At 71.5% G+C, this 20425-nt stretch carries 19 protein-coding genes; 10 read left to right on the top strand and 9 right to left on the bottom strand.

All coding sequences use genetic code 11. The features are described from left to right. Window positions 1-449: 449 nt before the first annotated feature. Together tap and tpg are read left to right on the top strand one after the other, a co-directional pair. Window positions 450-2522, top strand: a complete 2073-nt coding sequence (tap, locus tag ACIQK6_RS42265) for a telomere-associated protein Tap (protein WP_329107374.1) — start codon at window positions 450-452, stop codon at window positions 2520-2522. A 103-nt stretch (window positions 2523-2625) separates the two neighbouring features. Continuing rightward, window positions 2626-3180: a telomere-protecting terminal protein Tpg gene (gene tpg / locus ACIQK6_RS42260; protein ID WP_329094645.1), complete on the top strand. Its 555-nt coding sequence runs from the start codon at window positions 2626-2628 to the stop codon at window positions 3178-3180. A 280-nt stretch (window positions 3181-3460) separates the two neighbouring features. On the opposite strand, the gene ACIQK6_RS42255 is transcribed toward tpg, so the two are convergent. Then, the gene (locus ACIQK6_RS42255; protein WP_329094643.1) at window positions 3461-4000 is read right to left on the bottom strand and encodes a hypothetical protein; all 540 of its coding nucleotides are present in this window, start codon (window positions 3998-4000) and stop codon (window positions 3461-3463) included. Window positions 4001-4263: 263 nt separating this feature from the next. Between ACIQK6_RS42255 and ACIQK6_RS42250 the strand changes: the two genes are divergently transcribed. Together ACIQK6_RS42250 and ACIQK6_RS42245 are read left to right on the top strand one after the other, a co-directional pair. Continuing rightward, window positions 4264-4848 (top strand): hypothetical protein, encoded by a 585-nt coding sequence (locus ACIQK6_RS42250; protein ID WP_329094642.1) that lies wholly within the window; start codon window positions 4264-4266, stop codon window positions 4846-4848. A 303-nt stretch (window positions 4849-5151) separates the two neighbouring features. Then, a complete protein-coding gene (locus ACIQK6_RS42245; protein ID WP_402697726.1) occupies window positions 5152-5445 on the top strand; it encodes a hypothetical protein in 294 nt (97 codons plus the stop codon). A 50-nt stretch (window positions 5446-5495) separates the two neighbouring features. On the opposite strand, the gene ACIQK6_RS42240 is transcribed toward ACIQK6_RS42245, so the two are convergent. The 5 genes from ACIQK6_RS42240 to ACIQK6_RS42220 form a co-directional block, all read right to left on the bottom strand. Then, the gene (locus ACIQK6_RS42240) at window positions 5496-7529 is read right to left on the bottom strand and encodes a DNA recombination protein RecN (RefSeq protein WP_402697724.1); all 2034 of its coding nucleotides are present in this window, start codon (window positions 7527-7529) and stop codon (window positions 5496-5498) included. A 5-nt stretch (window positions 7530-7534) separates the two neighbouring features. Further along, a complete protein-coding gene (locus ACIQK6_RS42235) occupies window positions 7535-8113 on the bottom strand; it encodes an ABC-three component system middle component 2 (RefSeq protein ID WP_329094636.1) in 579 nt (192 codons plus the stop codon). Window positions 8114-8153: 40 nt separating this feature from the next. Next, complete coding sequence (locus ACIQK6_RS42230; RefSeq protein ID WP_329094634.1) at window positions 8154-9134, bottom strand: serine/threonine protein kinase; 981 nt, start codon at window positions 9132-9134, stop codon at window positions 8154-8156. Window positions 9135-9275: 141 nt separating this feature from the next. Next, window positions 9276-9713 (bottom strand): hypothetical protein, encoded by a 438-nt coding sequence (locus ACIQK6_RS42225; protein WP_329094631.1) that lies wholly within the window; start codon window positions 9711-9713, stop codon window positions 9276-9278. A gap of 35 nt (window positions 9714-9748) precedes the next feature. Beyond that, window positions 9749-11029 (bottom strand): ATP-binding protein, encoded by a 1281-nt coding sequence (locus ACIQK6_RS42220; protein WP_329094630.1) that lies wholly within the window; start codon window positions 11027-11029, stop codon window positions 9749-9751. A gap of 587 nt (window positions 11030-11616) precedes the next feature. Between ACIQK6_RS42220 and ACIQK6_RS42215 the strand changes: the two genes are divergently transcribed. From ACIQK6_RS42215 to ACIQK6_RS42195, 5 genes are read left to right on the top strand one after another with little or no spacing between them, the layout of a single operon-like run. Next, window positions 11617-11961, top strand: a complete 345-nt coding sequence (locus ACIQK6_RS42215; RefSeq protein ID WP_329094629.1) for a hypothetical protein — start codon at window positions 11617-11619, stop codon at window positions 11959-11961. Beyond that, window positions 11958-13385 (top strand): mobilization protein, encoded by a 1428-nt coding sequence (locus ACIQK6_RS42210; protein WP_329094627.1) that lies wholly within the window; start codon window positions 11958-11960, stop codon window positions 13383-13385. The genes ACIQK6_RS42215 and ACIQK6_RS42210 overlap by 4 nt, the downstream gene beginning before the upstream one ends. Window positions 13386-13407: 22 nt before the next feature. Beyond that, window positions 13408-14853: a hypothetical protein gene (locus ACIQK6_RS42205; protein WP_329094625.1), complete on the top strand. Its 1446-nt coding sequence runs from the start codon at window positions 13408-13410 to the stop codon at window positions 14851-14853. Beyond that, a complete protein-coding gene (locus tag ACIQK6_RS42200) occupies window positions 14850-15182 on the top strand; it encodes a hypothetical protein (protein WP_329094623.1) in 333 nt (110 codons plus the stop codon). Before ACIQK6_RS42205 ends, ACIQK6_RS42200 begins: the two co-directional genes overlap by 4 nt. 40 nt (window positions 15183-15222) lie before the next feature. Then, entirely contained in the window at window positions 15223-15630 is a 408-nt protein-coding gene (locus ACIQK6_RS42195) for a hypothetical protein (RefSeq protein WP_329094621.1), read from the top strand. A 13-nt stretch (window positions 15631-15643) separates the two neighbouring features. Here ACIQK6_RS42195 and ACIQK6_RS42190 read toward each other — a convergent pair whose 3' ends face one another. Beyond that, window positions 15644-16567 (bottom strand): hypothetical protein, encoded by a 924-nt coding sequence (locus tag ACIQK6_RS42190; RefSeq protein WP_329094620.1) that lies wholly within the window; start codon window positions 16565-16567, stop codon window positions 15644-15646. A 5-nt stretch (window positions 16568-16572) separates the two neighbouring features. Then, complete coding sequence (locus ACIQK6_RS42185; RefSeq protein ID WP_329094619.1) at window positions 16573-16761, bottom strand: hypothetical protein; 189 nt, start codon at window positions 16759-16761, stop codon at window positions 16573-16575. Window positions 16762-17068: 307 nt separating this feature from the next. Here ACIQK6_RS42185 and ACIQK6_RS42180 point away from each other — a divergent pair, with 307 nt between their 5' ends. Continuing rightward, window positions 17069-17344: a hypothetical protein gene (locus ACIQK6_RS42180; RefSeq protein ID WP_329094617.1), complete on the top strand. Its 276-nt coding sequence runs from the start codon at window positions 17069-17071 to the stop codon at window positions 17342-17344. A gap of 80 nt (window positions 17345-17424) precedes the next feature. Here ACIQK6_RS42180 and ACIQK6_RS42175 read toward each other — a convergent pair whose 3' ends face one another. Then, window positions 17425-19950 carry a Helicase associated domain protein gene (locus tag ACIQK6_RS42175; RefSeq protein WP_402697719.1) on the bottom strand — a complete coding sequence of 842 codons (2526 nt, stop codon included), beginning with the start codon at window positions 19948-19950 and terminating at the stop codon, window positions 17425-17427. Window positions 19951-20425 lie beyond the last annotated feature (475 nt).

Here is a 20425-nt window from a genome sequence, read left to right as displayed (position 1 = left end):
CGCCCGCCGAATACGAAACCAACCACTACCTGAGCACCACGAAACCCCAGGTCACAACCAACATCTGAGCTCTCTACCGAACCCGGAACGGTTCATAGTCCTCGTCTGTTAGTCCCTGCCGCGGGTGACCAGCCAGTCCTTGAGCTCGTCAGGGTCACTCGATAGAGGGTTCGGTCAGGTTGCGTTCGGGGGCGGTCACGAGTCGGGGTGGCAGACGGGGCAGCGCCCTTCGCCCAGGACCGCGCGTGGCGGCCGGCTTGCGTACAACCGGCAGCCTCCCGGCACTCGTGACCACCTTGCAGGACAGGTCGCACAACCTTCGGTGACAGCGCTCAACCCTCGCTGCAACGGGTCACCCACCACCCGCTCGCGCGTCAGCAATCATCCGAAGTTAAATCCAGAGGTAAGAAATATCGGAATCTGAGGTTAAGGCATGCTAGGGTTGGTGTATGCCAACCGAGGATGAGCTGTTCGCGGCCGTGGATGCCCTGCTGACCGGTGAGCCCGAGATGCCGCCGCCGGCCGAGCGGGCCCGGCTGCGCGAGGCGGCCGGTATCACCCAGGCGCGTCTTGCCCAGGTCCTGCAGACCACGACCCAGTCGGTGAAGAATTGGGAAGCGGGCCGTTCCGAACCGCGCCCGCCGCGCCGTCAGGCCTATCAGCGGCTGCTGGACGGCTGGGCCACCCAGCACCCCACCCGCCCGAACACGCCCATTCCCGCCGCCCTCTCCGGCACGCCCGCGCTGGCTGTCCCGTCAGCCGAGCCCAGCGGTCCGGCTGTTGCCGAGGACCCGGCCCGTCCGGCGGCGACGTCACGGCGTCCCGCCGCGAAGAAGGCCGCCAAGCCCGCCACTACCCCGGCCGATCCCCGCTTCCCCCACGGCCCGCTCGCCGTCCTCGATGGCGACGGCAGCGCCTACGCCGCAGGCGGGGTCGTGCTGGACTGCCCCGCCACCACCATCACGGAGTTGGTGGAGTGGACGCTGAAGGAGTCAGGGCTCGGGGCTGCGCGCCTGAACCGCAACGGCAAGGACTCCGACCCGCTGATCGTGCTCACCGGCTCCGCCGCCGTGAAGCTCGGACTCCCGGAGCGGCTGGAGGGCGGTGAGGAGCGCCGCTCACTGCGGCTTGCGGAGGACCACCCGGTGGTGAAGCAGATCGGGAAGGCGAAGTGGCAGCTCACGCAGCGCGGTTTCGGCCCGTGGGCGCGGATCTACCGCAAGGCCCAGGGCAGCGCACGGCAGTGCGTGCAGCTCGCGGTCCTGTCCTGGGACGCCCTCGACACCCGTTCCTGGCCCGGCGTCGCCGAGCTGGCCCCGGCCGATATCGTCCGCGTCCTCGGCGTGTATGCCCAGCGGGTGATCACCCCCCGCGGCTCCACCGCCGTCTCCGGCCTGGAACTGATGACCGCCCTGCGCCCGCCCACCCGGGCCGTGCAGGAGAACGGGACTTGGGTGTCGGGCCACAACCCGGGCAGCCTCGGAACGGACCCGATGGACCCGGCGCCCCCGGAGGCGATCGCCGAACACCCCGTCGTCGTCCGGTCCGGCTGGAACGCGGGCTTCCTGAACGAGGAGGCCTACCAGTGGGTCCGCGACCCCGCCCTCCTCTCCGACGAGGAGTGCCTCCTCCCGTACGCGGTCGGCTTGGACCTGAACACCGCGTTCCTGGCGGCCGCCGCGCGGCTGACGGTGGGCCTGTCGGCACCGGACCACTTCCACGGGCCGGTGTTCAACAAGAAGATCCCCGGGTCCTGGCTCGCGGACCTCTCCCACGTCGACCTCGACCCGCGTCTGCCGTCGCCGTTCACCCCGGACGGCACCCGGCCGACGGGGCCTGCCTGGTACCAGACCCACACCCTCGCCTACGCCCAGGAACTCGGCCACGACGTCCAGCCGATCGAGGCCTACCTGCGCCGGGAGACCGGGGCGTACCTCGACCCGTGGCACGACCGCCTCAAGACCGCGTACATGGACACTCTCGCCGATCTCGGCGTCACGGCGGATCTCACGGACGCCGAGTTCCTGGCGGCGATGGAGCATCACAAGCAGGCCGACCCCGGGATGGCCGCGGTCCTCGCGGCGATCAAGGCGACGGTCAAGGGCGGCATCGGCAAGCTCCGCGAACGCCCTCAGGGCCGCACCTACCGGGACGGCGAGCCCTGGCCCGCGATGCAGCGCCCGACGTGGCGGCCGGACATCCGGGCGGCCGTGATCTCGAAGGCGCGGGTCAACATGCACCGCAAGCTGACCAACATGGTGAAGCTGACCGGCCTGTTCCCCCTCGCGGTCCTCTCGGACTGCGTCGTCTACCCGTCCCCGGGCGCTTCGCCGCTGGACTTCCTGCCGTACGCGGCGTCGGGCAAGCCGCTGATGGGCGGCTTCCGCCTCGGCCCGACCCCCGGTCTGGCCAAGCTGGAAGGGGTGCAGGGGATGGGGTGGGCGGTGGACCTGATGGAGAAGGGCCTCAACCCCGCCCGCCACATCAAGGGCGGCGACGCCGTCCTCGACGACGGCGAATAGGCAACGAGAACCCGGTGTGGCCTCCGGCGGCGACGTGCCGGAGGCCCACCCGACAGACCGCTCACCGTGTACGACCCGGACACCTGTCAGGAGCTGAACCGCTGTGGGAGAGATCGAGGACGCCATCGGCCGAGCCGACCAGGAGGCGTTCACCAAGGACCCGCCCAAGACGCTGAAGGGCCGGATCAACTTCCTGCTCAAGCAGCTCAAGTCCACCAGGGCGGTCGCCGCCGAGCTCGGCGTCAGCCAGCGGTCCGTCGAGCGCTACCGCAAGGGCGACCGCAAGACCCCGCCGAAGGCGGTGGCGGACCGCATCGAGGGAGCCGTACGGGCCCGCTGGCAGCCCGTGGTCCGTGGCCGCCGCCGCAAGGAAGCCGCCACCAGCACCGGCATCACCGTCGAGACCCGCGCCCGCTTCGGCTACACCGCACCCATCGGCACCACCGACGACGGCCGCGTACGCCGCCTCACCGTCCACCTCCCACCCGCCTACGCCCAGCGTCTCTTCGACGCCCGCGCCCGAGGCGCCGACGACCGTGACCTACGCGGGATCGTCGCCGAGGGCTTGCAGGAGATCTACTTCAAGGACGGCGGCACCCGCGCCGACGAACTCCGGGTCGAGTTCACCGACATCGACTACTTCGACGTCTCCTTCTGACCCCCCGGCCGAGCCGCACCCAGACCACGAGCACCTGTCCGGGTGCGGCTCACACCCATTTCCGCGCGTCAACGCCGGGCCTGAACCGGAAGAGGGGTGCAATGGCCACTGCTGGGAGCCGTCCTCGGACGGGCTGCTCCCGGCCCCCGTGGCGCTGTCGACCGCGGGCAGGAATCCGGCCGCCGTCACACGCCGCCGCTCAGCGCCCCGGTCGACAGCATCCACCCCGGCCCCGGACCAACGACCGCATACACGAGTCCGGGTGCACTCCGATTCCCTGCTACGCCAGGCGCTTCTTCGGTCGGGGCCGGGCGTCGAGGAGTGCCCACCAGGCGTGGCCGTCGTGGTCGGTATGGGCGCCGCACGCCTCCACGGTGCGCAGTACCGCCACCTCCGCGGGCACGGCTCCCGCCGACCCCTGTCCGGCGGCTTGGTGGTTGAGGGCCATGACGAGGATCTTGTCGTCCTGGTCGGCGAGGTGGACGCTGACGCGTTTCCCGCCGGCCGTCACGGCCGTGTCCACGAGGCCGTGGACGGTCTTGAGGAAGTCGTGCTCGTCCAGCAGCGGGTAGTCCCACTCGGCTACGGCCAGCGCTGCCTGTGCGGCGGCCTTCTTCGCCGCCCACCGGTCCGCGCGAAACGCCAGCACCCGCGCCCGCCGGCTGGTGACGACCAGCCGGGGCGGCACGCCGGTGAGCGATTTCGGCTTCGTCGCCGGCTGCGGCCGCGGCGGCTCCACCGGCTTCTTCTGCGGCGGCGGCGACTTCGGAGGAAAACTCGGCGGAACCTTCGGACCCCTGGCTTCCACAACCTCGCTCATACCCCACCACGCTACGCCCGTTGACCCCGGCCGCGCACCGGCATCGACCACAGCTGCTCACCCTTGCCCGTGCCCGGAATCCCCGCTCTGGCGGCTGCCACGCCGGCGAGCCCGGTCAGCCCGCGCCACACAGCCCCTTGGGGTGGCGCTTTGGCGGATACGGGGCGCGCGGCCGGGTGGGTGCGGCACGCTGGAACCGGCCAGGCGCCGACACCGATCCGGCGGGCACAGGCCGTCGTGGCGTGGGGAAGGGGCGGGGCACGGTGGATCAGACGCTGAGGGACCTGGGTGCGGCGCACGCCGGCTCGGTGGGAGTGTTGCTGGAGGACGGCAGCGAGCCGGGGCCGGCGTACTTCGACGTCGGCAGCGGATCGTACGTGCCGTCGTCGACGGAGTGGCACGCGTATGACGGCCGGTTCGGCCGCCCGAAGGCCGCTCTCCTGCGCGGTGCCTGCGCGTGCGGATGGAGGGGCGCGGCCGAGTACCCGCTCGACTGGACGACGCTGGACGACCAGACGCCCCTGTACGAGGCGGACGTTGATCTGGCTGGGCCGGTCGCGGACTACCAGGCCCACCTCACCGTGGTCCGCGACGCCGCCGTCCCCCTCCCCGAACCGCTGACCGCCCTGCTGACCGCCCTGATGGAGAACCTGGAGACTGCTGCGGTGAAGGATCCGCTGGTGGCGCTGAAAGCCCTCGCGGACCTGAGGTACCTGATCGCCGGGGTGGGTGCGGACGCGGCGTTGGCGGTGCAGGTCGGCCGGATCCGGATCGAGACGGTCGCGACCGCGCTCGGCACGAGCGAGGCCGCCGCACGCCGGTATCTGAACAGCTACCGCCATATGTGAGATGACGGCCGGCTCGGCCGGTGGTTGTTGTCCAGCAGGGCCGCACACCGCCCCGGGAACTTCATCTCCCGGGTCTGCCCGGGTCCCGGCTGCCCGAACCGCGTCAGGCGACCGGATCGGCGGCCCCGCATGAGCGGGGCTGCCGATCAGGCTAGGGTCCGGGTAGCCCGTGCCGATATGGCGTGCTCGGGTGAGGCCCGGGGCCCAGAGCGCTCTGGGGGCTGCAGTACCCCCGGGCCGCCCCACCCCTACTTCCGCCCGTGTTGCCGGTGTCCGGCGTGACCCGGCTGCGTTGGGCAGGGCATGGAGATGGTGGAGCGGTTGCCGTTCGGGATGCGGACCGCGGTCGAGGTGACGTACGTCCGGTGCGCCCTGTGCGGGGCGTTCGGTGAGCTGGTCCTGGACGGCGGCCGGCTGGACCGGGCGCTGGCTCGCGCCCGAGATCACGTCCGCGAGGTGCACCCGGGCGCGGACATCCCCGAGGCGCTCCGGCTTGTGCCCGATGTCGCCTTCCCGCCGGCCGACTGCTACGACGTCGCCGAGTGGGTCGCGCAGTACGACACCCGGAACGTGCAGCGGACCCGCGGCCCGAGATAGCGCCGAGGCACCCCACGTCCGTGGCGGGATGCTGCTCCGCGGGGTGGCTGTCAGGCCTGGCCGGGGTGAGCCAGTCGTTCGTCCCCGTCGCCCTCGTCCGTTGTGGTCTCATCGTCGATCAGGCCGTAGGGAGGCCGTTCCTCGCTGCGGCTGTACCGTACGACGACGTTGTCCTCCACGAGTCGCGGCGGGCTGTTGTCGACGATGATCACCTGCGCCCCGGAGCCCTGTTCCGCCAGCCAGCTGGTCAGGTGGCGGTAGAAGTCGTCGATGGCGATCGCGTCGGCGATCGCCGCGTCCCGGGTGCCGCTGTGGCCGAGGTTCTTCTGCGGGCTGTCGATCATGAGGAAGCCGGGGTGGGCGGCCGAGGATTCGACGGCCACCTCGAAGACGGCGAGCTGCCAGGCCAGGGTCAGGAGCGTCCGGGCGCCGGATGAGGCCTCGCGGTAGGAGTCGCCGCGCACGTACGGGACGAGGTTCGTGTCGATCATGGGCTGGCTGAGCTTCGGATAGCGCCACTGCCGCAGCAGCTCGCTGTACCGGACGCTGATGCGGCCGACAACCAGGTCACGGTCCTGCGCGGCATCACCCAGCCGGTCGAGTTCCTCCCGCAGGCGGGCGATCTGCGTCTCGTGCCGTTCCACCAGCGCGGCCCGCTTCTCCAGCCCGCCCTGGAGCCTGGCTGCGCTCTCGGCGTGCTGAAGGTGACGCAGGAGGTCCTCGCGCCGGCGCTGGAGGTCGTCACGAGCGGCGAGGAACGGGGTGACCCTGGGCCTCGTCGCCTGGTCGACTGCGGCGGCGGCCTGCTCCTCGGCGAGTTCGGCGTCCTCCGCCCGGAGCTTCAGGGCCGCGAGGGAGCTGTCGAGGCCTTCGACGTAGTCGGTGATCTCCTTCAGACGGGCTTTGGTGGCCCTGATCTCGGAAGCGACGTTCAGCCGCCCCTCATCCTGCGAGCGCTCAGCGTCGGAGGTACCGAGCGTCAGGTGCCCGTCGTCGCCGGGCAGCTCGTGGCTGCACAGGCCGCAGACCCCGTTCTCCACCGAGGGGGGAGAAGGAAGCCTGTGCAGGCAGGCAGGACAGGTCGTGACGCTCAAGGGGTCGAACAGGCGCTGCGCCTCGGCCAGCATGTTGAGCTTGACGAGGTCATCCGCGTACTGCGCCCGCAGCGGCATCATGCGGGCGAGCTGTGTCTCGCAGTCGCGTACGGCGCCAGCAGCACGTCGGGCGCGCTGAGCGGCTTGCTGGTGCTCGCGGCGCAAACGCTTGGGGAAGACGGCGTCGGCTTGCCCGTTCTCGTCCAGGGACCGGAGTTGTGCGTTCAGCTCCAGCAGTTCGTTCTCGTAGGTCTGGGTCGTGAGCGCGTCGCCCACGGGAAGGTCTTGTTCTTCGACGAAGGCGCGGGCCGCGGCGAGTTCAGAACGCGCCTGGGTCAGCCGGCTGCCCAGCTCCTTGATGCGTTGGCCAAGCTCGACGGCACGGTCGTCGTGGACGCCGAAGACGACGTCGACGACCTGCTTCAGCTTGTGCTTCTTCATGAACTCGTTCTCGGAGAGGAAGTTCATGGAGGCGATGCGCTCGTTCGGCAGGAACGCCAGCGCCATGAGGTCCCGGAAGCTCAGGGGATCGGTGCGGGACTCACGGTTCGTCGGGGCCTCCCGCAGCTGGACGCCTTCGAGTTTGCAGTGACCCAGCAGCAGCGCGGAGAGGCTCTCGGGCGAGCCCGCCGGCTCGATGAGCCTGCTCTCAGGCTTGGCCGGCGCCGGCTGGTCCAGCGTCCCCTGGCGCACGTAGGCGGCCTTCGACGGTTCCCCGACAGCCCGCTCGATCACGTACGGTTCGCCGGACAGCTCCACCTCCAGAAGGCAGGAGCGGACCTTCCGCAGCACCTCCGGATGCCGCGGATGACGCTTCGCACCCAGGCCGTAGGCAACGAACTCCAACACCGCGGTCTTACCGGAGCTGAACGCCCCGGCCACCACCGACAGACCCCGCACCCGCTGCTCGTGGGTGAAGTCGACGTCGTAGGTGCGGCTGACGCCTGCCAGACGCAGACGCCGGATCCGGATTCCAGGCAGAGGCTGCATGGCGGTCACCCCTCCCAGGGCATGTCAGGTGCCTGCGGTCCCGAGCCCAGAACGCTCAGGAGCGCCGCTCCGGGCCCGCCCTCCCCGTCCGGCCGCAGCCAGCGTGCGGTCTGCTCCCGCAGTGCCTTGTCGCTGAGCTTGCGGAGGTGACGCACGACGATGGACGCCGCCGTGGTGAACGACGCGGCATACGTGGCGGTGAAGCGCGCACCGAGGTCCCGGCCGCGGTTGCTGATCGAGTAGACGAAGGAGCCGTTGCGGTTGTGGACCTCGCAGCACCCGTAGGCGACGAGCAGCGCGAGGTCGTGCTGGATGCGCTCCCGTCGGCTGGTGAAGCGCTGCGAGGACGACGCGTACGAGAGAACCTGCGGATCGAACCCGGCCAGCCTCAGCAGGTTGCCCTCCCGGCCGTCGGATGCGACGACCAGGAAGGGGTTCGCCGACAGGAAGTCGTAGTAGCCCAGGCGCTCCAGGCTCGCCCCCTTCGCGTCCTGCCCGGCGACGGCGTCGAGGAGAAGCAGCAGCTGCGCGAGCCGGAACGTCACCTGGTCTTCCGGCATCATCACCGGCCGGTGTGCTTCCACAACGAACCCCTCGTAGGTCTGACAGGACAGGAGACGGCGGTCAGCCGTCGGTGTGCTCGGCGGCGATCTGCCGCCAGTGTTTGACCCAGCCGGCCTTTCGGTTGTCCACCAGCCGGTGCACCAGCCCCCAGCTGTGTACGAGCTCCAGGCGCAGAGCCTTCGGCAGTTTGTCGTGCTCAATGCGGACGTCCCGCCAGACACGAGAGTGCAGAGACGGGATCATGTTCTCGGCGGCGCATTCGTTGAACTGCATCTCCCACAACCCGTGCAGGGTCGCGTCGGCCGAGCTGAGCGCCGCCACCTCTGCCGCCACGCCCTTGTGCGCGATCTCGCGGGCCACCAGATCGGCATTGAAGAACTGGCGCTTGGCCGAGTCCAGCTCCTCGTGACCGGCCTCGGTCATCTGCCGGATGAACAACGCGGAGCCGAGAGCGGCCGCCTTGTCGTCCTCGACTTCGAGCACCAGCCGAAGCTGCTCGACGGGGGAAGGGGCGGCCTGCGCGTAGGTCTCGTAGAAGCCGCGACGCACGTCGTCGCCCTCGGGGCTGAGCAGCTTCTTGCGGAGGGCGGTTTCGTCCCAGAGCTGGATCACGAGGTTGTGCTCGTTCTCCTTGGCCTTCTTCCACTTGTCCCACCAGGCCGTCATGGGGCCGTCCATGCTGGAGGGGATGCACAGAATCCAGCTGGCGATGGTGTGGCCGTTCTTGACGGCTGCCTTCAGCACGTTGTCGAGCGAGTCCTGGACCTGCTGCGTGTGCTTCTTGGTGGTGATCGGCATGAAGTACTTGGACTGCCACACCGTGATCGCCCCACCGAGATTTCCGGCGAAGGCGTCGATACCCCAGTCGCCCGGGTTGGCGGCGACGGACCGCACGAGCACGCCGGGGGTCGTCGCGGCGGCGAGCTGAACGACCATCGACTCGAAGTCGTCGCGCGCCCCGCCGGCACTTCCCCCGCGGACCGCGTGAACGTCGAAGCTGATCGGCTGGACACCCACCGGCACGGCTATCGAGTCAGGCACAGCCCACCCCCATGCGCCGTCGGACTGCACACAGGATGTCTCCCGTGCGTCACACACCGTATTGGCCGGAGGGTACCCAAAGGTCAGCCGTCTGATCAAGAAGAGGAACGCTCGGCCGATATCTGATGAGGGTGTGTCAGATCAATCCCATCCGCTGAGGCCGGGCTGGCCGGGGAACATCCCCTTGCAGTCGCCGAAGCGGATGGTGTCGCTCTGAGAGCTTTGTTCCTCGCACTTCTGGCGGTCGTTCTGCGGACCACTGCTACCGGTGGTTGAGCAGGATCCCGCGAGCGCGATGATCACGGCGAAGGTGACGATGAGCCCGCACCCGATGGCCGTAGGGGACGGCCCGGGAACGGTGACGGCCGCCGGTCGCTTCGGTGTCTGGGCGGGGAGACCGTAGACGCCGGTCGAAGCGGCGCTCTGCGCGGAGTGCGCGAGGGTGCTGTGACTGCCCCCGCGAAACGCGGCGTAGGGGTGTCCGGCGACCAAGGCGTGATGGGCAGCGGACCGTATCTCGTAGCCGGCTGCGGCGTTGAAGCTCTGCCCGCAGCCGGGGTGGAGGCATCTCAGATCCATCGTGGTGTGTGGTCCTTCCTGCGTGTGCCCTGGCCTCAGTGCGCGTTGATCCCGAACTGGTGCAGCAGCCCTTCGACGAGTTCCTTCCCGGTCGCCTGGAGAACGTCGTCGTCGGCGATCGGTGGCAGTTCCGTGGTGGCCGGAATGACGCGTAGGGGCTGCCGTGCCCGCTCGATCGCGCGGGGCTGGCCAATGTCGTACCCGCAGGCCAGGAACCGGAAGTCTGGTCCGTTGTTGCCGTCGGCCACGATGGCTGCGGTGATGTCCACGGTGGAGTCGAGCAGGCGGCGTCGGCGGTGGGCGTCGATGACCGCGACGGCTTCGCCCAGAGCGGTGGGAAGCGTCCAGGTGTCGACCAAGGCCGCGCCTATCTGACTGGGCATGGGGTGACTCAGGTCGACACACACGACGACCCCTCCGTCATGGTGGAGCTCGACCATGGCTCCAGCCTGTGTGCCTCGCAGTTCCGGCACGAGGATGTTGCTGTCGACCCAGCGCCGCAGCCCCACGTGCATGCCGTTGCTGAGCCGATCGGACAGAGCGCCGCGGACCCCGTACGGATCGCTGTGAGCCCGAAGCCGTGCGGCGGTCTTGACGCCGTCGAGCAGGACGGCCTTGGCCTCGGCACGGCTCGGAGCGGGCACCAGGCGCGGCACCGGCCGTGAGGGACGCCCCGCAACGACCAGCCACGCACATCCCGGCACGGACTCACCGAGGACGACTGAGGCGGCCTGCTGAACAAGTTCGGCGAGAGCTGTCTCGGCCCGCGCCTGCCGCGAGAAGCGTTCCTGATAGGCACGCGCGACTTGATGCTCGGACATGTAGAAGGTCTCGCTCCCGACACGGTAGGGCGCGTTGAAGGTCGCCCGGTCCTTGTCCTTCTGCTCCCATCCGTACTGGAAGTGCGGCGCGAGTTCGCTCGGTGTCACGTCGACGATCAGGAAGTCGGGACCGCCCCCACCCGGTGCGGGCAGAGGGATGATGTCGACGCCGGACAGGTAGGGCTGGACTCCGTTGCGGAGGGTCTGCGTCAGCTGCTGCTCATTCACCTCGGCGAGGTCGATGCCGACGGCCTCGATGTCGTCCGTGACCCCGTACACGAGCAGGCCGCCGCGGGTATTCGCCATCGCGGTGACGTCCTTGGCGAACTCGTTCCAGATGCCCGGCTTGGGCACGAAGGTGGGCAGCTGCTTCTTCCAGTCGAGGTCGTCCGTTTCACCGAGCTTCGAGGCCACGGCGTCCATGATCATCCCGTGGGTAAGGGGGCCCATCGGGCGGCCCAGATGTTCGTGCAGTCGAGTCCAGGAGCGCGCCATTTCGCCACCCTATGAAGCATCGGCCTACGCCGGTGGGTGGTTCGCCAAACCAGTGGTTCGCGAGGTCTGCCATCGCGTCCAGCCAGGGCAGGTGACCCGCGTGGAGAGCGGTTCAACCAGGGGGTGGTCGTCGCTTCTTTGTGGTCGGGGGTGTGGGGGTGGTCGGGGGTGTGGGTGGTGTGGTGGCCGGCGTCGGGGGTGTGGGTGGTGTCGGGTCGGGGTCGCGGTGGGGGGCGCGCCCGGGGTGGCGGTGTGTGGTTGCCGGTGTTGGTGTGGGGTTGCCGGTGTTGCGGGGTGGGCGCCCGCGGGTGGGTGCGGGGTTGCGGGGTGGACGGTGTCGCCCGCGTGTTGGCGCGCCTGGTTTCCCGGCTCGCGGGCGCATGGTCCTGCACCATTTTTCAGGCATTAGAAATAGGCAGCCAGTTAGTGCGTACTGGAACAGTACGGGCTGACTGACACCGAAGGGCCCGGTGTATTCGCCGCCCCTTGCGGGCGCTTTTCGGGAGTGGTTATCGATGGGTGTTGAGGGGTCGTCCGGTGGGGTCCGCCGACGTGAGCGGCTGACGTCCGAGCCGCGTGGCCGGCGGGTGAATCTGTCGTTCAACGACGCGGAGCTGGAGGTCCTACGGCTGGCCGCGGGGCGGGAGGGGATGTCGCCCGCGTCGTGGGCGGGACGTCAGGTGATGGCGGTCGCCCAACACACCCTGGTGCCGGTCTCCCGTGACGCCAGCGACGTGTTGCGGGAGCTGATCGCGGCCCGGGTCCATCTGCGGGAGACCGTCACCGCGCTCCGCGCCCTGGCCGCCGCCGACCCGCCCGCCGCCGGCGGTCCGGCCACAGCCGCCGACGTCGTGGCACGCGCCCTGGACGCGGTGGCCCGCGTGGATGAGGCGACCGTCGCGGTGATGCGGGAGAGGCGCTCGCGGTCGTGATGCCGAAGAAGGCGCCGGGCGGGTCGGAGACGGTCGAGCTCCTGGAGTACCTCTTCGGTCCCGGGGAGCGCGACGAGCACACCGACCCCCACCTGATCGCCGCCTGGGACCCGGACCTGCCCTGCCCGGCCCGCGACCCCGGCCGGATGACGCTCGCCGGCCTGGCACTGCTCCTGGACGCCCCCGTCGAAGCTTTGCGCGGCCCACGCCCGGCCGAGCACGTCTGGCACGTCTCGGTCCGCAACCACGCCGGCGACCGCACCCTGTCGGACGCCGAATGGGCGGAGGTCGCCGCCGCCATGGTGCACGCCGCGGGCATCGCCGAGCACGGCGACGAACACGCCTGCCGGTGGGTCGCCGTACGGCACGCGGACGATCACATCCACATCGCGGCGACCCTCGCCCGCCAGGACGGCCGGCATCCCCGTGTACGCGGCGACATCCCCGCGATGCACGCCGCCGCCCGCGTCTTCGAAGCCCGCTGGGGCCTCACGCTGATGTCGCCGCTCGACCGGACCGCGCGCCGCCGCCCGGTCACCGGCGAGGCCGAGAAAGCCGCCCGCCGCGGCCTGGCCGAGACCGCCCGCGAATCCCTGCAGCGCACCGTCCGCATCGCGGCCGCGCTCGCGCAGGGCGACGCCGACTTCCTCGACCGGCTCCGCGACGCGGGCCTGCGCGTGCGGGAGCGCCACGGTGACGACGGCACCCTGGTCGGCTACGCGGTCGCGCTCCCCGGCGACCGCGCGGACCGCGGCAGCCGGCTGGTGTGGTTCTCCGGGTCGACGCTCGCCTACGACCTGTCCCTGCCCCGCGTCCGCGAACGCTTCACCCCCGCCGTCACCTCGGCCGACTGGGCGCTGGCCGAACACCGGATCCGGGAGGCCTCCGCGCTCCTGGGCCGCGCCGGTCAAGCTGATGGTGCCGGGGATGTCGCCGCGCTCGGCGACCTCCTGGCGGTGGCCGCCGAGCACTCTCCGGCCCTGGTCCGTGACCGTGTCCGCGCGGCGGCCGACGCCTTCGAGCAGGCCGCCCGCGCCCCCGGCGCCCGCTCCCTGGAGGGCCGCGCCCGTGCCGGATGGCGCTCGGCCGCGCGGGCGTTGGAGCACGCCCCGCGTGCCGGCCGCGGGGGAGGCGCCGCGGTCGTCCTCACCCTGCTGATCGCTTTGGTGGAGGCGGTGGAGGCCGCCGCCTTCTGGCACCGCGCGCAGGAGCACCGGGCGCAGGCGAGAGCCGCCGCGGAGGCCGCCGTCCTGCTGCGCGAGGCAGCCGGCTTTACCGGTACCCCGCCCCCGACGACGAAGCCGCGCACCGGTCGAGTGGTGCGCACGCCGGGCCGTGGCCTGCCCGCCGCTACGCCCGTTACCGGTGTACCGGTCCGGCCGCGCCCTGAACCCGGTCGGCCGGGCCCGTCCCGTACGCGCTGAACCCGATCCGAGGAAGCTGCCGATGACGTCCGGATACCCGCCGCTGCCCGAGCCGTTTGCCGAAGCCCTCGGGGAGGCCGCGCACACCGCGGCGATGGCCTACCGCCTGGTGCTGGCCATCTCCGACGCGGTCCGCCGCGCCGCCCAGAAACGCCTCACCGGCCGGGAGGAGGAACTCGGCGAGGACGCCGAGAAGATGGCGCCGGGCTGGTCGGCCGACCAGCTGCGCGGCCACCTCGGCGACGACATCCTGGCCGTGCTGATGCAGGACACCGACTGGCCGCGGATGGCCCGCCAGCTCGTCGGCCTGCAGCAGGCCGGCGTCGACCTCGGGGTGTTCCTGCCGCAGATGGGGCGGATGACCGCCGGGGTCCACCAGGCCGTCACGGCGAACGCCGCCCGTATCAAGGCCGAGGGCACCGACCGCTGGGCCGACCTCCTGCGCACGTCGATGCCCGAGGGCCTGGTCCGCGACGCGATCCTCGCCTCCCCGGCCTGGCCCGACATCGCCGCCGCGATGGGCCGCCTCGACGCCGCCGGGATCGATGTCGCCCGGATCCTCACCGACGCCCACCGCGCCGGGGCCGGCGTCGACCAGGCCGTCGCCGCGGTCACTGCGGCCGCCGCCAACACCCCCGCCCCCACCACGGCCCCGACCGCCCCTACCGGGGCCCCGGCGGCCGCCGCTCCGGCTCCCGCACCCGCGGCCGGCGCCCGGGTACCGGCCGACGACCCGTGGGCACCGCCCGCCCGACCGATCCCCGCCCCCGCAGCGCCCGCTCCTGCTCCCGGGGCGGCGGTCGGCGCCGCGAGGGATGTGCTGGCCGAACGCATGGGCGCGGCCGGTGACCCGTGGGCCGCGCCCGCCCGCCCGGTCCCCGCTCCGGCACCCACCCCTGCGGGCGCGCCCGCGCCCGTTCCCGCGCCCGCTCCTGCGAGTTCGGATGCGAAGCGGGTATGGGGCCCGCTGACCGAGGGCCTGACCATTCCCCGCGACCTCGACCTCGGCAACCGGCCCCGCGCCCTGAAACAACTCAGGGTGCAACCGGCCGCGCACTCCCAGATGGTCGCGATGATCAAGCAGGTCCTGCCGGAGCAGGAAGCCGGGCTCCTGATCGGCTCACGCCCGTGGCCGCTGCTCGCCGCCCGCATGCAGCAGCTCGGCGAACACCACGGCACCGACACCGTCGCCCAGCACCTGAACCGCCTCACCAGCGGCACCTCCTGGCAGGAAGCCACCGGCAGCGCCCTGGTCGGCCGCCTCGTCGACGCCACCCTCACCTCCCTGACCACCCCGCCCGGTACGCCGGCCCCCGCCCGGCCCCGGGTCTCCGCGGCCGCCGCCCGCTCCCGCTCCACCACCACCCCCGCCGCCGCGGCCCCCGGCCGGCAGGCCCCGGCGGAGGCCGCGGTACCCGCGCACCGGCAGCAGGCCGCACCGGCCAGGGGCGCGGGGCGTACGCGGTGACGGCGAAGACTCCCGGACTGTGGGGCCTGCGGGCGGAGCGGGCGCGGGCGGCCTGGTGGGCGCTGCCGGGCCGGGACCGGATCGCGGTCGAAGGTTTTCTGCTGACCGGCCTGCTGTTCGCGGCCGCCTGGAGGGCGGGCCACCTCGGCATGGCGCAGGCGGACTTCGTCCTGTCGGTCCTGTCCGGCACGGCGGGCGTCGCCACCCTGTACCGGGGCGCCGTCCACCGGCCGCAGTCGGCCCCGCCTCCGGCCGGACCGCTGGTCGCGCCGTCGGAGGAAGTCCAGCGGCACGCCGCCCGCGAAGCCGGCACCGCGCCAGGCACCTGACCGGGGAAGAACCGCGAGGAAGAGGGGGAGACGGATGGTGATGTCAGGCAGGCAGCGCCGGGCCGGTGGCAGCGCGCTGGCGGGGCTTGTGCTGGCCACGGCCGGCTGGTGGGCGCAGTGGTCCGGGTACGAGGTCGTGGGCACGGCCCTGACCCTGCTGGCCGGGATCGTGGTGCTGGCCGGTGCGTGGCGCTCGGGCGTCCTGCACCTCCCGCAGCCCGCCGAACCCGACCCGGACGCCCCCGCGCCGGTGCGGCCGTCCTCGGCACGCGCGAAGGCGGACCAGGAGCGCTCGATGCGCCTGCTGAAGGCGATCGACGAGGCCGCCGACGACGGATCCGGCCTGCCGGGGGAGCTGTCGGAGTTCGAGCGGATCGTCCTCTTCGGAGTCGCCGAACTTCCCGGCCGGCAGTACCCGCCACCGGGCCACGACTACCCGCGCACCTGACCCACGCCGGGCTTCAGCCCCGTCGCTCCCGTCGCGGAGGGGCGGGGGGCGCGTCCCCGGGCGGCTGTTCAGCCTGCGGGTGTTCGTCTTCGCAGGGGTGCCGTCCCCAATCGAGAGAGCCGTTGGCGCGGTCCACTTTGATCAGGCCGTGGCCCAGGACGTAAGGGGAGGCCGCCATCTCCGGATCGTTCATGATGATCGCGAGTGCGGAGCCGGCGACGTTCATGTCGAGGGCGGGTTCGGCGCCGAGCAGGATGTGGTCGAGGTAGGCGGCGTAGTGCCGTGCGGCTCCGGGAAGCCGGTCCAGGCGGTACCGGGCCTCACGCAGTTCCTGACCGGTGAACTCACCGGCGTCGCGCCGCCGCCGGCAGCTGCGGCACAGGCGGAGCAGGAGCCAGGGGTTCGGGGCCTGCGGGGACAGCCCGGTCGGACGCATGGCCGGGAACTGCGAGAACTTCTCCTCGTCGGGGTCCTCCAGGGCCACGATGTCGTAGGGGCGGTCCAGCTCCCGGGTCTTGCCGCACGTCGGGATGGAGCAGGCCGGGCTGAGCCCGTACAGCAGGTCCCGCGTGTACTCGGACATGTCCGGCGGAGCGCCCTGGGCGGCGACCCGGTCGGCTTCGTACTGCGCCTGGTGCCACAGCTTCTCCAGCCGCAGCAGCTCCTTGCCGATCGGGTCCTTGTGGTTCGCGTCCCGGCCCCAGTCCCTGACCTGCTCGGTCAAGTACCCGGTGACGGCTTCCATGACCTCGTAGCTGGGCACCTTCGGCAGCCCGAAGGCGTTTTGCACCGCGCCGTGGCTGAAGCCCCGCGCCGCAGCGATCGTCCTCATGCTGGGCCGCCCCGCCCGGCGGTACAGGTGGTGCAGGGCCCGGTTGAAATCCCGACGAGCACCCGGCGGCAGCTCCGGCGGCGTGATGTCTCCTGCACGTCCCACGGTCCCTACTCCTTCCCCGCCGAAGCGGCCGACTCATTGTTCACCGGCTCGTGCGCCGCCGTCTGCGTGTCCAGGGACCCGCCCCCCGCGGCGCGCGCCGTACGGCGCCTGCGCCATACGACTCGGGCCTGCCGAGCGGCCCCGAAGACCAACGCGAGGACGATTCCGGAGACGACGTTGTCGATGATGTTCATAGACCCACCATCACGGTCCCGGATCGCCGAATGGACAGATGTGGACAGCCCGTTCAGAAACGATCGACCCAGCACGACGAGGCCCAGTCGACGCCGAGGTCGGCGAGTATGGCGAGCTGCGCCGGGGTCGAGCCGGTCCCGGCGGGCCTTCATGTTCCCGATCCAGATCCCGGTCCGGTCGGCGGGACGACAACGGCGTGCTCAGCGTCACGGCCCGGTAGGAGGGTCCGGGGTCCGGCCGTGACCTCGAAGGCGGTCAAGGCCTTGTACCGGGGGCAGGGCCGACGCAGGGGAGAAGGAAGAGCCGATGGTGGACAACACGACCGGGCAGGCCTCCAGGGGCCGGTGGCCGGTGCTGAGTGCTCGGGAGGTGAGCTGCCTGGTGGCCGGCGTCGTGCTGATCGTGGCCGGGCAGCTCTGGTACTGGCTGGCCGACGGCACCTCACCGGCCACCACCCCGACCGCCCGCTGGTTCCAGAACGCAGCAGCAGCGGGCGCGGGACTCTGGCTGCAGATCCTCGGCGTGCTCCTCCTCGCGGGCACCCTGCTGCGCCCCCCGCTGAAGAGGACCGACCGCCCGTAACACCCCCGCGCGGGGCGGGTACGGGGCCCGGAGCGGGACCGTACACAGCATCTGCCGACCGGCAGCCACCCCGACGGCGCCTACCGCGCCCAGTCCACGCCCAGCTCGGCGAGCGCGCCGAGCTGGGCGGTGTCGAGCCGGTCGCGGCGGGCCTTCTGGTTCCCGACCCAGATGCCCACACGGTGAGGGCCGTCGGGGAGCTCCTCGACCGCGCCGCGCCCCGGCATCCGGCCCTCCCGCGCCACGTACTGCGCCAGGGCCTGCAGGCCCTTCTGGAAAGCCTCCCCGCCCGCCCGCGGCCCGGACTTCGTGGTCGTCTTCGGCGCGGCCGTACGGGCCCGTGAGGCCTTCTTCACGCCGAGTTCGGCGAGCCGCCGCTGCTGCTCGGCGTTCAGCCGGCCCCAGTTCCTGCGCTGCGCGGCGAGCCACCGCCCCACGTCGTCTCCGTGCCGGGTCACACCGGGCACGACCGCGGTCAGGCGGGCGCCCTCGGCGAGGAGCTGCGCCAGGTAGGCGTAGTGCCGCTGCCAGTCCACCGTCCACCCGCGTTCGGCCGGGTTCCAGTCCGGATCGACCGCGGCCAGCGACGCCGCCCGACGCTCCGCGCGTACGGGGTCCTTCCCGAGCCCGCCGGGGCGGCGGATGTTCGTGAGCCACTGCCCGACCTGGACGTCCATGATCGCTGCGCCCCGCGGCGCCGCGAGGCTCCCGTGGAGGTCGTAGTAGGCCCGCGCCGCCCCGAGGTTGGCCTCGAAGCCGGCGTCGGCGGTGTCCCACACGACCCCCAGCTCCTCCAGCTCGGCCGCCCGTTCCCCGGTCATGGTCCCGGCCCGGTACGCGCGCCGCTGGTCCGACAGCCACCTGCCGAGGGGGAACGTCCCCGCGGTCTCGACGTGCTCGTACGGGACGTCCAGGTCCCCTTCGCGCTGCCGGTACCGGTACGCCGCCTCGGCGCCCCGACGCCAGTCCTGCCGCTCGGTGTTGATCACCTGGTAGTTGATCCACTTCGCGATCAACGCCGGGTCCCGCGGGGTCGCGAATCGCAACAGCAGTCGCGACTCCTCCTCGCCGTCCTCCGGCGCCTTCCCGACCGGCTGGGAGGGGTCTACGATCCTTTTCTGATTCTCCTGTGGAATAGCGAGCATTTCCACGGCCTTTTCATCATGTGCCCGCAGTCCTGCCAAAATTCGCACCAGCGGGCGGTAGGAATCCGACGAAAGCATGTCCTCCGGCTTTTCACCCTCCCGCAAAAACACGGGCACGATCAGGGTGGCCATCTTCCCCTCACCGGGCTTCTGCCGCAAAGCCCGACCGATCGCCTGGACAATATCGACAGCCGACCCCTTCGGATCGATCAGGGCCACGCTGTCGGTGGCCCGAATATCGACGCCCTCGCCCAGGACTCGACAATTACTGAGCACGGCACGCCCTGCCCTGCGCCCGAATTCCGCGAGCACGGACTGCCGGTGGGAACCCTCGTGTTCCCCGCACAGCCACCCCGACCACACCCGCTCCGGATGCCGCCCCGGGTCGACGGCGTGCAGCCGCGCGGCGACCCGCTCCAGACCTGCGGCGAAGGCCTCCGCCTCCACCGTGCGGTGGTGGAACGTGATGGTCGTCTGCAGCCCGTACGCCGCCATCGTCTCCAGCAACGCGGTCTGCGTCGCCGCCAGCCGCTGCCCCCGCAACTGCTCCTCATACCGCTCCTCACTATTCAGCCGCTGCGGAGTAACAACAGGGTCAGTGAGTTCCGCCACCACAATCTGATACTTCGCCAAAAGCCCCCGCGAAATAGCCGAACCAAGCGAAAGCTCATAAACAACCGGCCCGAACACCGTCGGATCGTCCATCGAGCACGCGAGGTCCTTCGGCAGCCGGTCCCACCGCGGCCGGGAGACGTACACCCGCCCCTCCGCCTCAGCCTCCTCCCGCTCCCGACGCTCCTCCTCCGACGCGCGCCGGCGGGCCTCCTCCTGCTCCCGCTCCTGCGCCCGGGACCGCGGGGGCCGTTCCATCCAGATCCGGGGTGTCGCGGTCATGTAGAGCCGGCGCATCGCGGGGATGACCTCCTGGCGGTGGACATCCGCCCACGCCTTCCCCGCCGACCCGGAAGTTCGGTGCGCCTCGTCCACGATTACCAGGTCAAAGACGTCCATCGGCAGCCCGTACGCGCCCTCGTGAGCCTCGGCGATCACAGGCAGGGAGGCGTAGGTCGCGTACACCGTGACGGGGCCGCGCCCGTGCCAGAGCCCGAGCTGCGGTGCCGACGTCGTGGTCCGCACGTCGAGTTGCCACAACTGCGGGTCGTCCTCCAGGGAGCAGACCGCGACAGCCGGCCCGGTGTGCCCGGCGAGCCGCCACTCCCGCACCGTCTGCGTCAGCAGATCGAGCGTCGGCAGCAGCACCAGGACCCGCCCGTGCCGCGCCAGCCGGAGCGCCGCCGCCGCGGCGATAAAAGTCTTCCCGGTCCCGCACGCGGAAATGACCGTAGCCCTTAGTCCCGCCTCCGGAATCCGCTTCCCCGGCGGGATATCCAGCCCCCGGACAATGGCCTCCACCGCCTCCTCTTGGTGAGGACGCAGCACGATGTCACCGGACTTCTGCATTCGGTACTCCGCTGAACTCGAAGCGGCGGGCAGACCCGCCGGGGAGGGGGTGGCGATGTTCTCGGGATCCTACACACCTACACGCATCACATCCGCAGTGATGCACACAGAAGACTGTACCGCGCCCACACAGTCCGCGACGGCATCACGGCGAAATCGCCCCCTCACCCCACCCCCGATCCGCACCCGGCAGACCACATCACCCCCTTCACCGTCGCCAGCCGGCCCGCGACAGCGGGCCCAGGACCTGGAGGCTTGCCGGAAGGTCCCGGGGTGGGAGCGCAAGCGGACACCCCAACGGGCCCCAGGCCCGTCGATGCCCGCGCCAGCGCGGGCATCTGGTGACGCGTCAGCGTCACCGTCCCGGCGCCTGCGCCGGGACCCTCTCCAACGGGCCGCTTGCGGCCCGTCGATTCCCGCGCCCGCGCGGGAATCTGGCGGTGCGTCAGCACCGCCCCGCCTCCGCTTGCGGAGG

Origin of the sequence: Streptomyces sp. NPDC091682 (assembly GCF_044756625.1) — a bacterium.
GTDB lineage: Bacteria > Actinomycetota > Actinomycetes > Streptomycetales > Streptomycetaceae > Streptomyces.
This window is presented reverse-complemented; position numbering and strand designations above follow the sequence as displayed.

Coding starts and splice junctions, on each gene's coding strand:
- tap (WP_329107374.1), top strand. CDS start 450: ATGCCAACCGAGGATGAGCTGTTCGCGGCCGTGGATGCCCTGCTGACC.
- ACIQK6_RS42255 (WP_329094643.1), bottom strand. CDS start 4,000: ATGAGCGAGGTTGTGGAAGCCAGGGGTCCGAAGGTTCCGCCGAGTTTT.
- ACIQK6_RS42245 (WP_402697726.1), top strand. CDS start 5,152: ATGGAGATGGTGGAGCGGTTGCCGTTCGGGATGCGGACCGCGGTCGAG.
- ACIQK6_RS42240 (WP_402697724.1), bottom strand. CDS start 7,529: ATGCAGCCTCTGCCTGGAATCCGGATCCGGCGTCTGCGTCTGGCAGGC.
- ACIQK6_RS42225 (WP_329094631.1), bottom strand. CDS start 9,713: ATGGATCTGAGATGCCTCCACCCCGGCTGCGGGCAGAGCTTCAACGCC.
- ACIQK6_RS42220 (WP_329094630.1), bottom strand. CDS start 11,029: ATGGCGCGCTCCTGGACTCGACTGCACGAACATCTGGGCCGCCCGATG.
- ACIQK6_RS42205 (WP_329094625.1), top strand. CDS start 13,408: ATGACGTCCGGATACCCGCCGCTGCCCGAGCCGTTTGCCGAAGCCCTC.
- ACIQK6_RS42195 (WP_329094621.1), top strand. CDS start 15,223: ATGTCAGGCAGGCAGCGCCGGGCCGGTGGCAGCGCGCTGGCGGGGCTT.
- ACIQK6_RS42185 (WP_329094619.1), bottom strand. CDS start 16,761: ATGAACATCATCGACAACGTCGTCTCCGGAATCGTCCTCGCGTTGGTC.
- ACIQK6_RS42180 (WP_329094617.1), top strand. CDS start 17,069: ATGGTGGACAACACGACCGGGCAGGCCTCCAGGGGCCGGTGGCCGGTG.
- ACIQK6_RS42175 (WP_402697719.1), bottom strand. CDS start 19,950: ATGCAGAAGTCCGGTGACATCGTGCTGCGTCCTCACCAAGAGGAGGCG.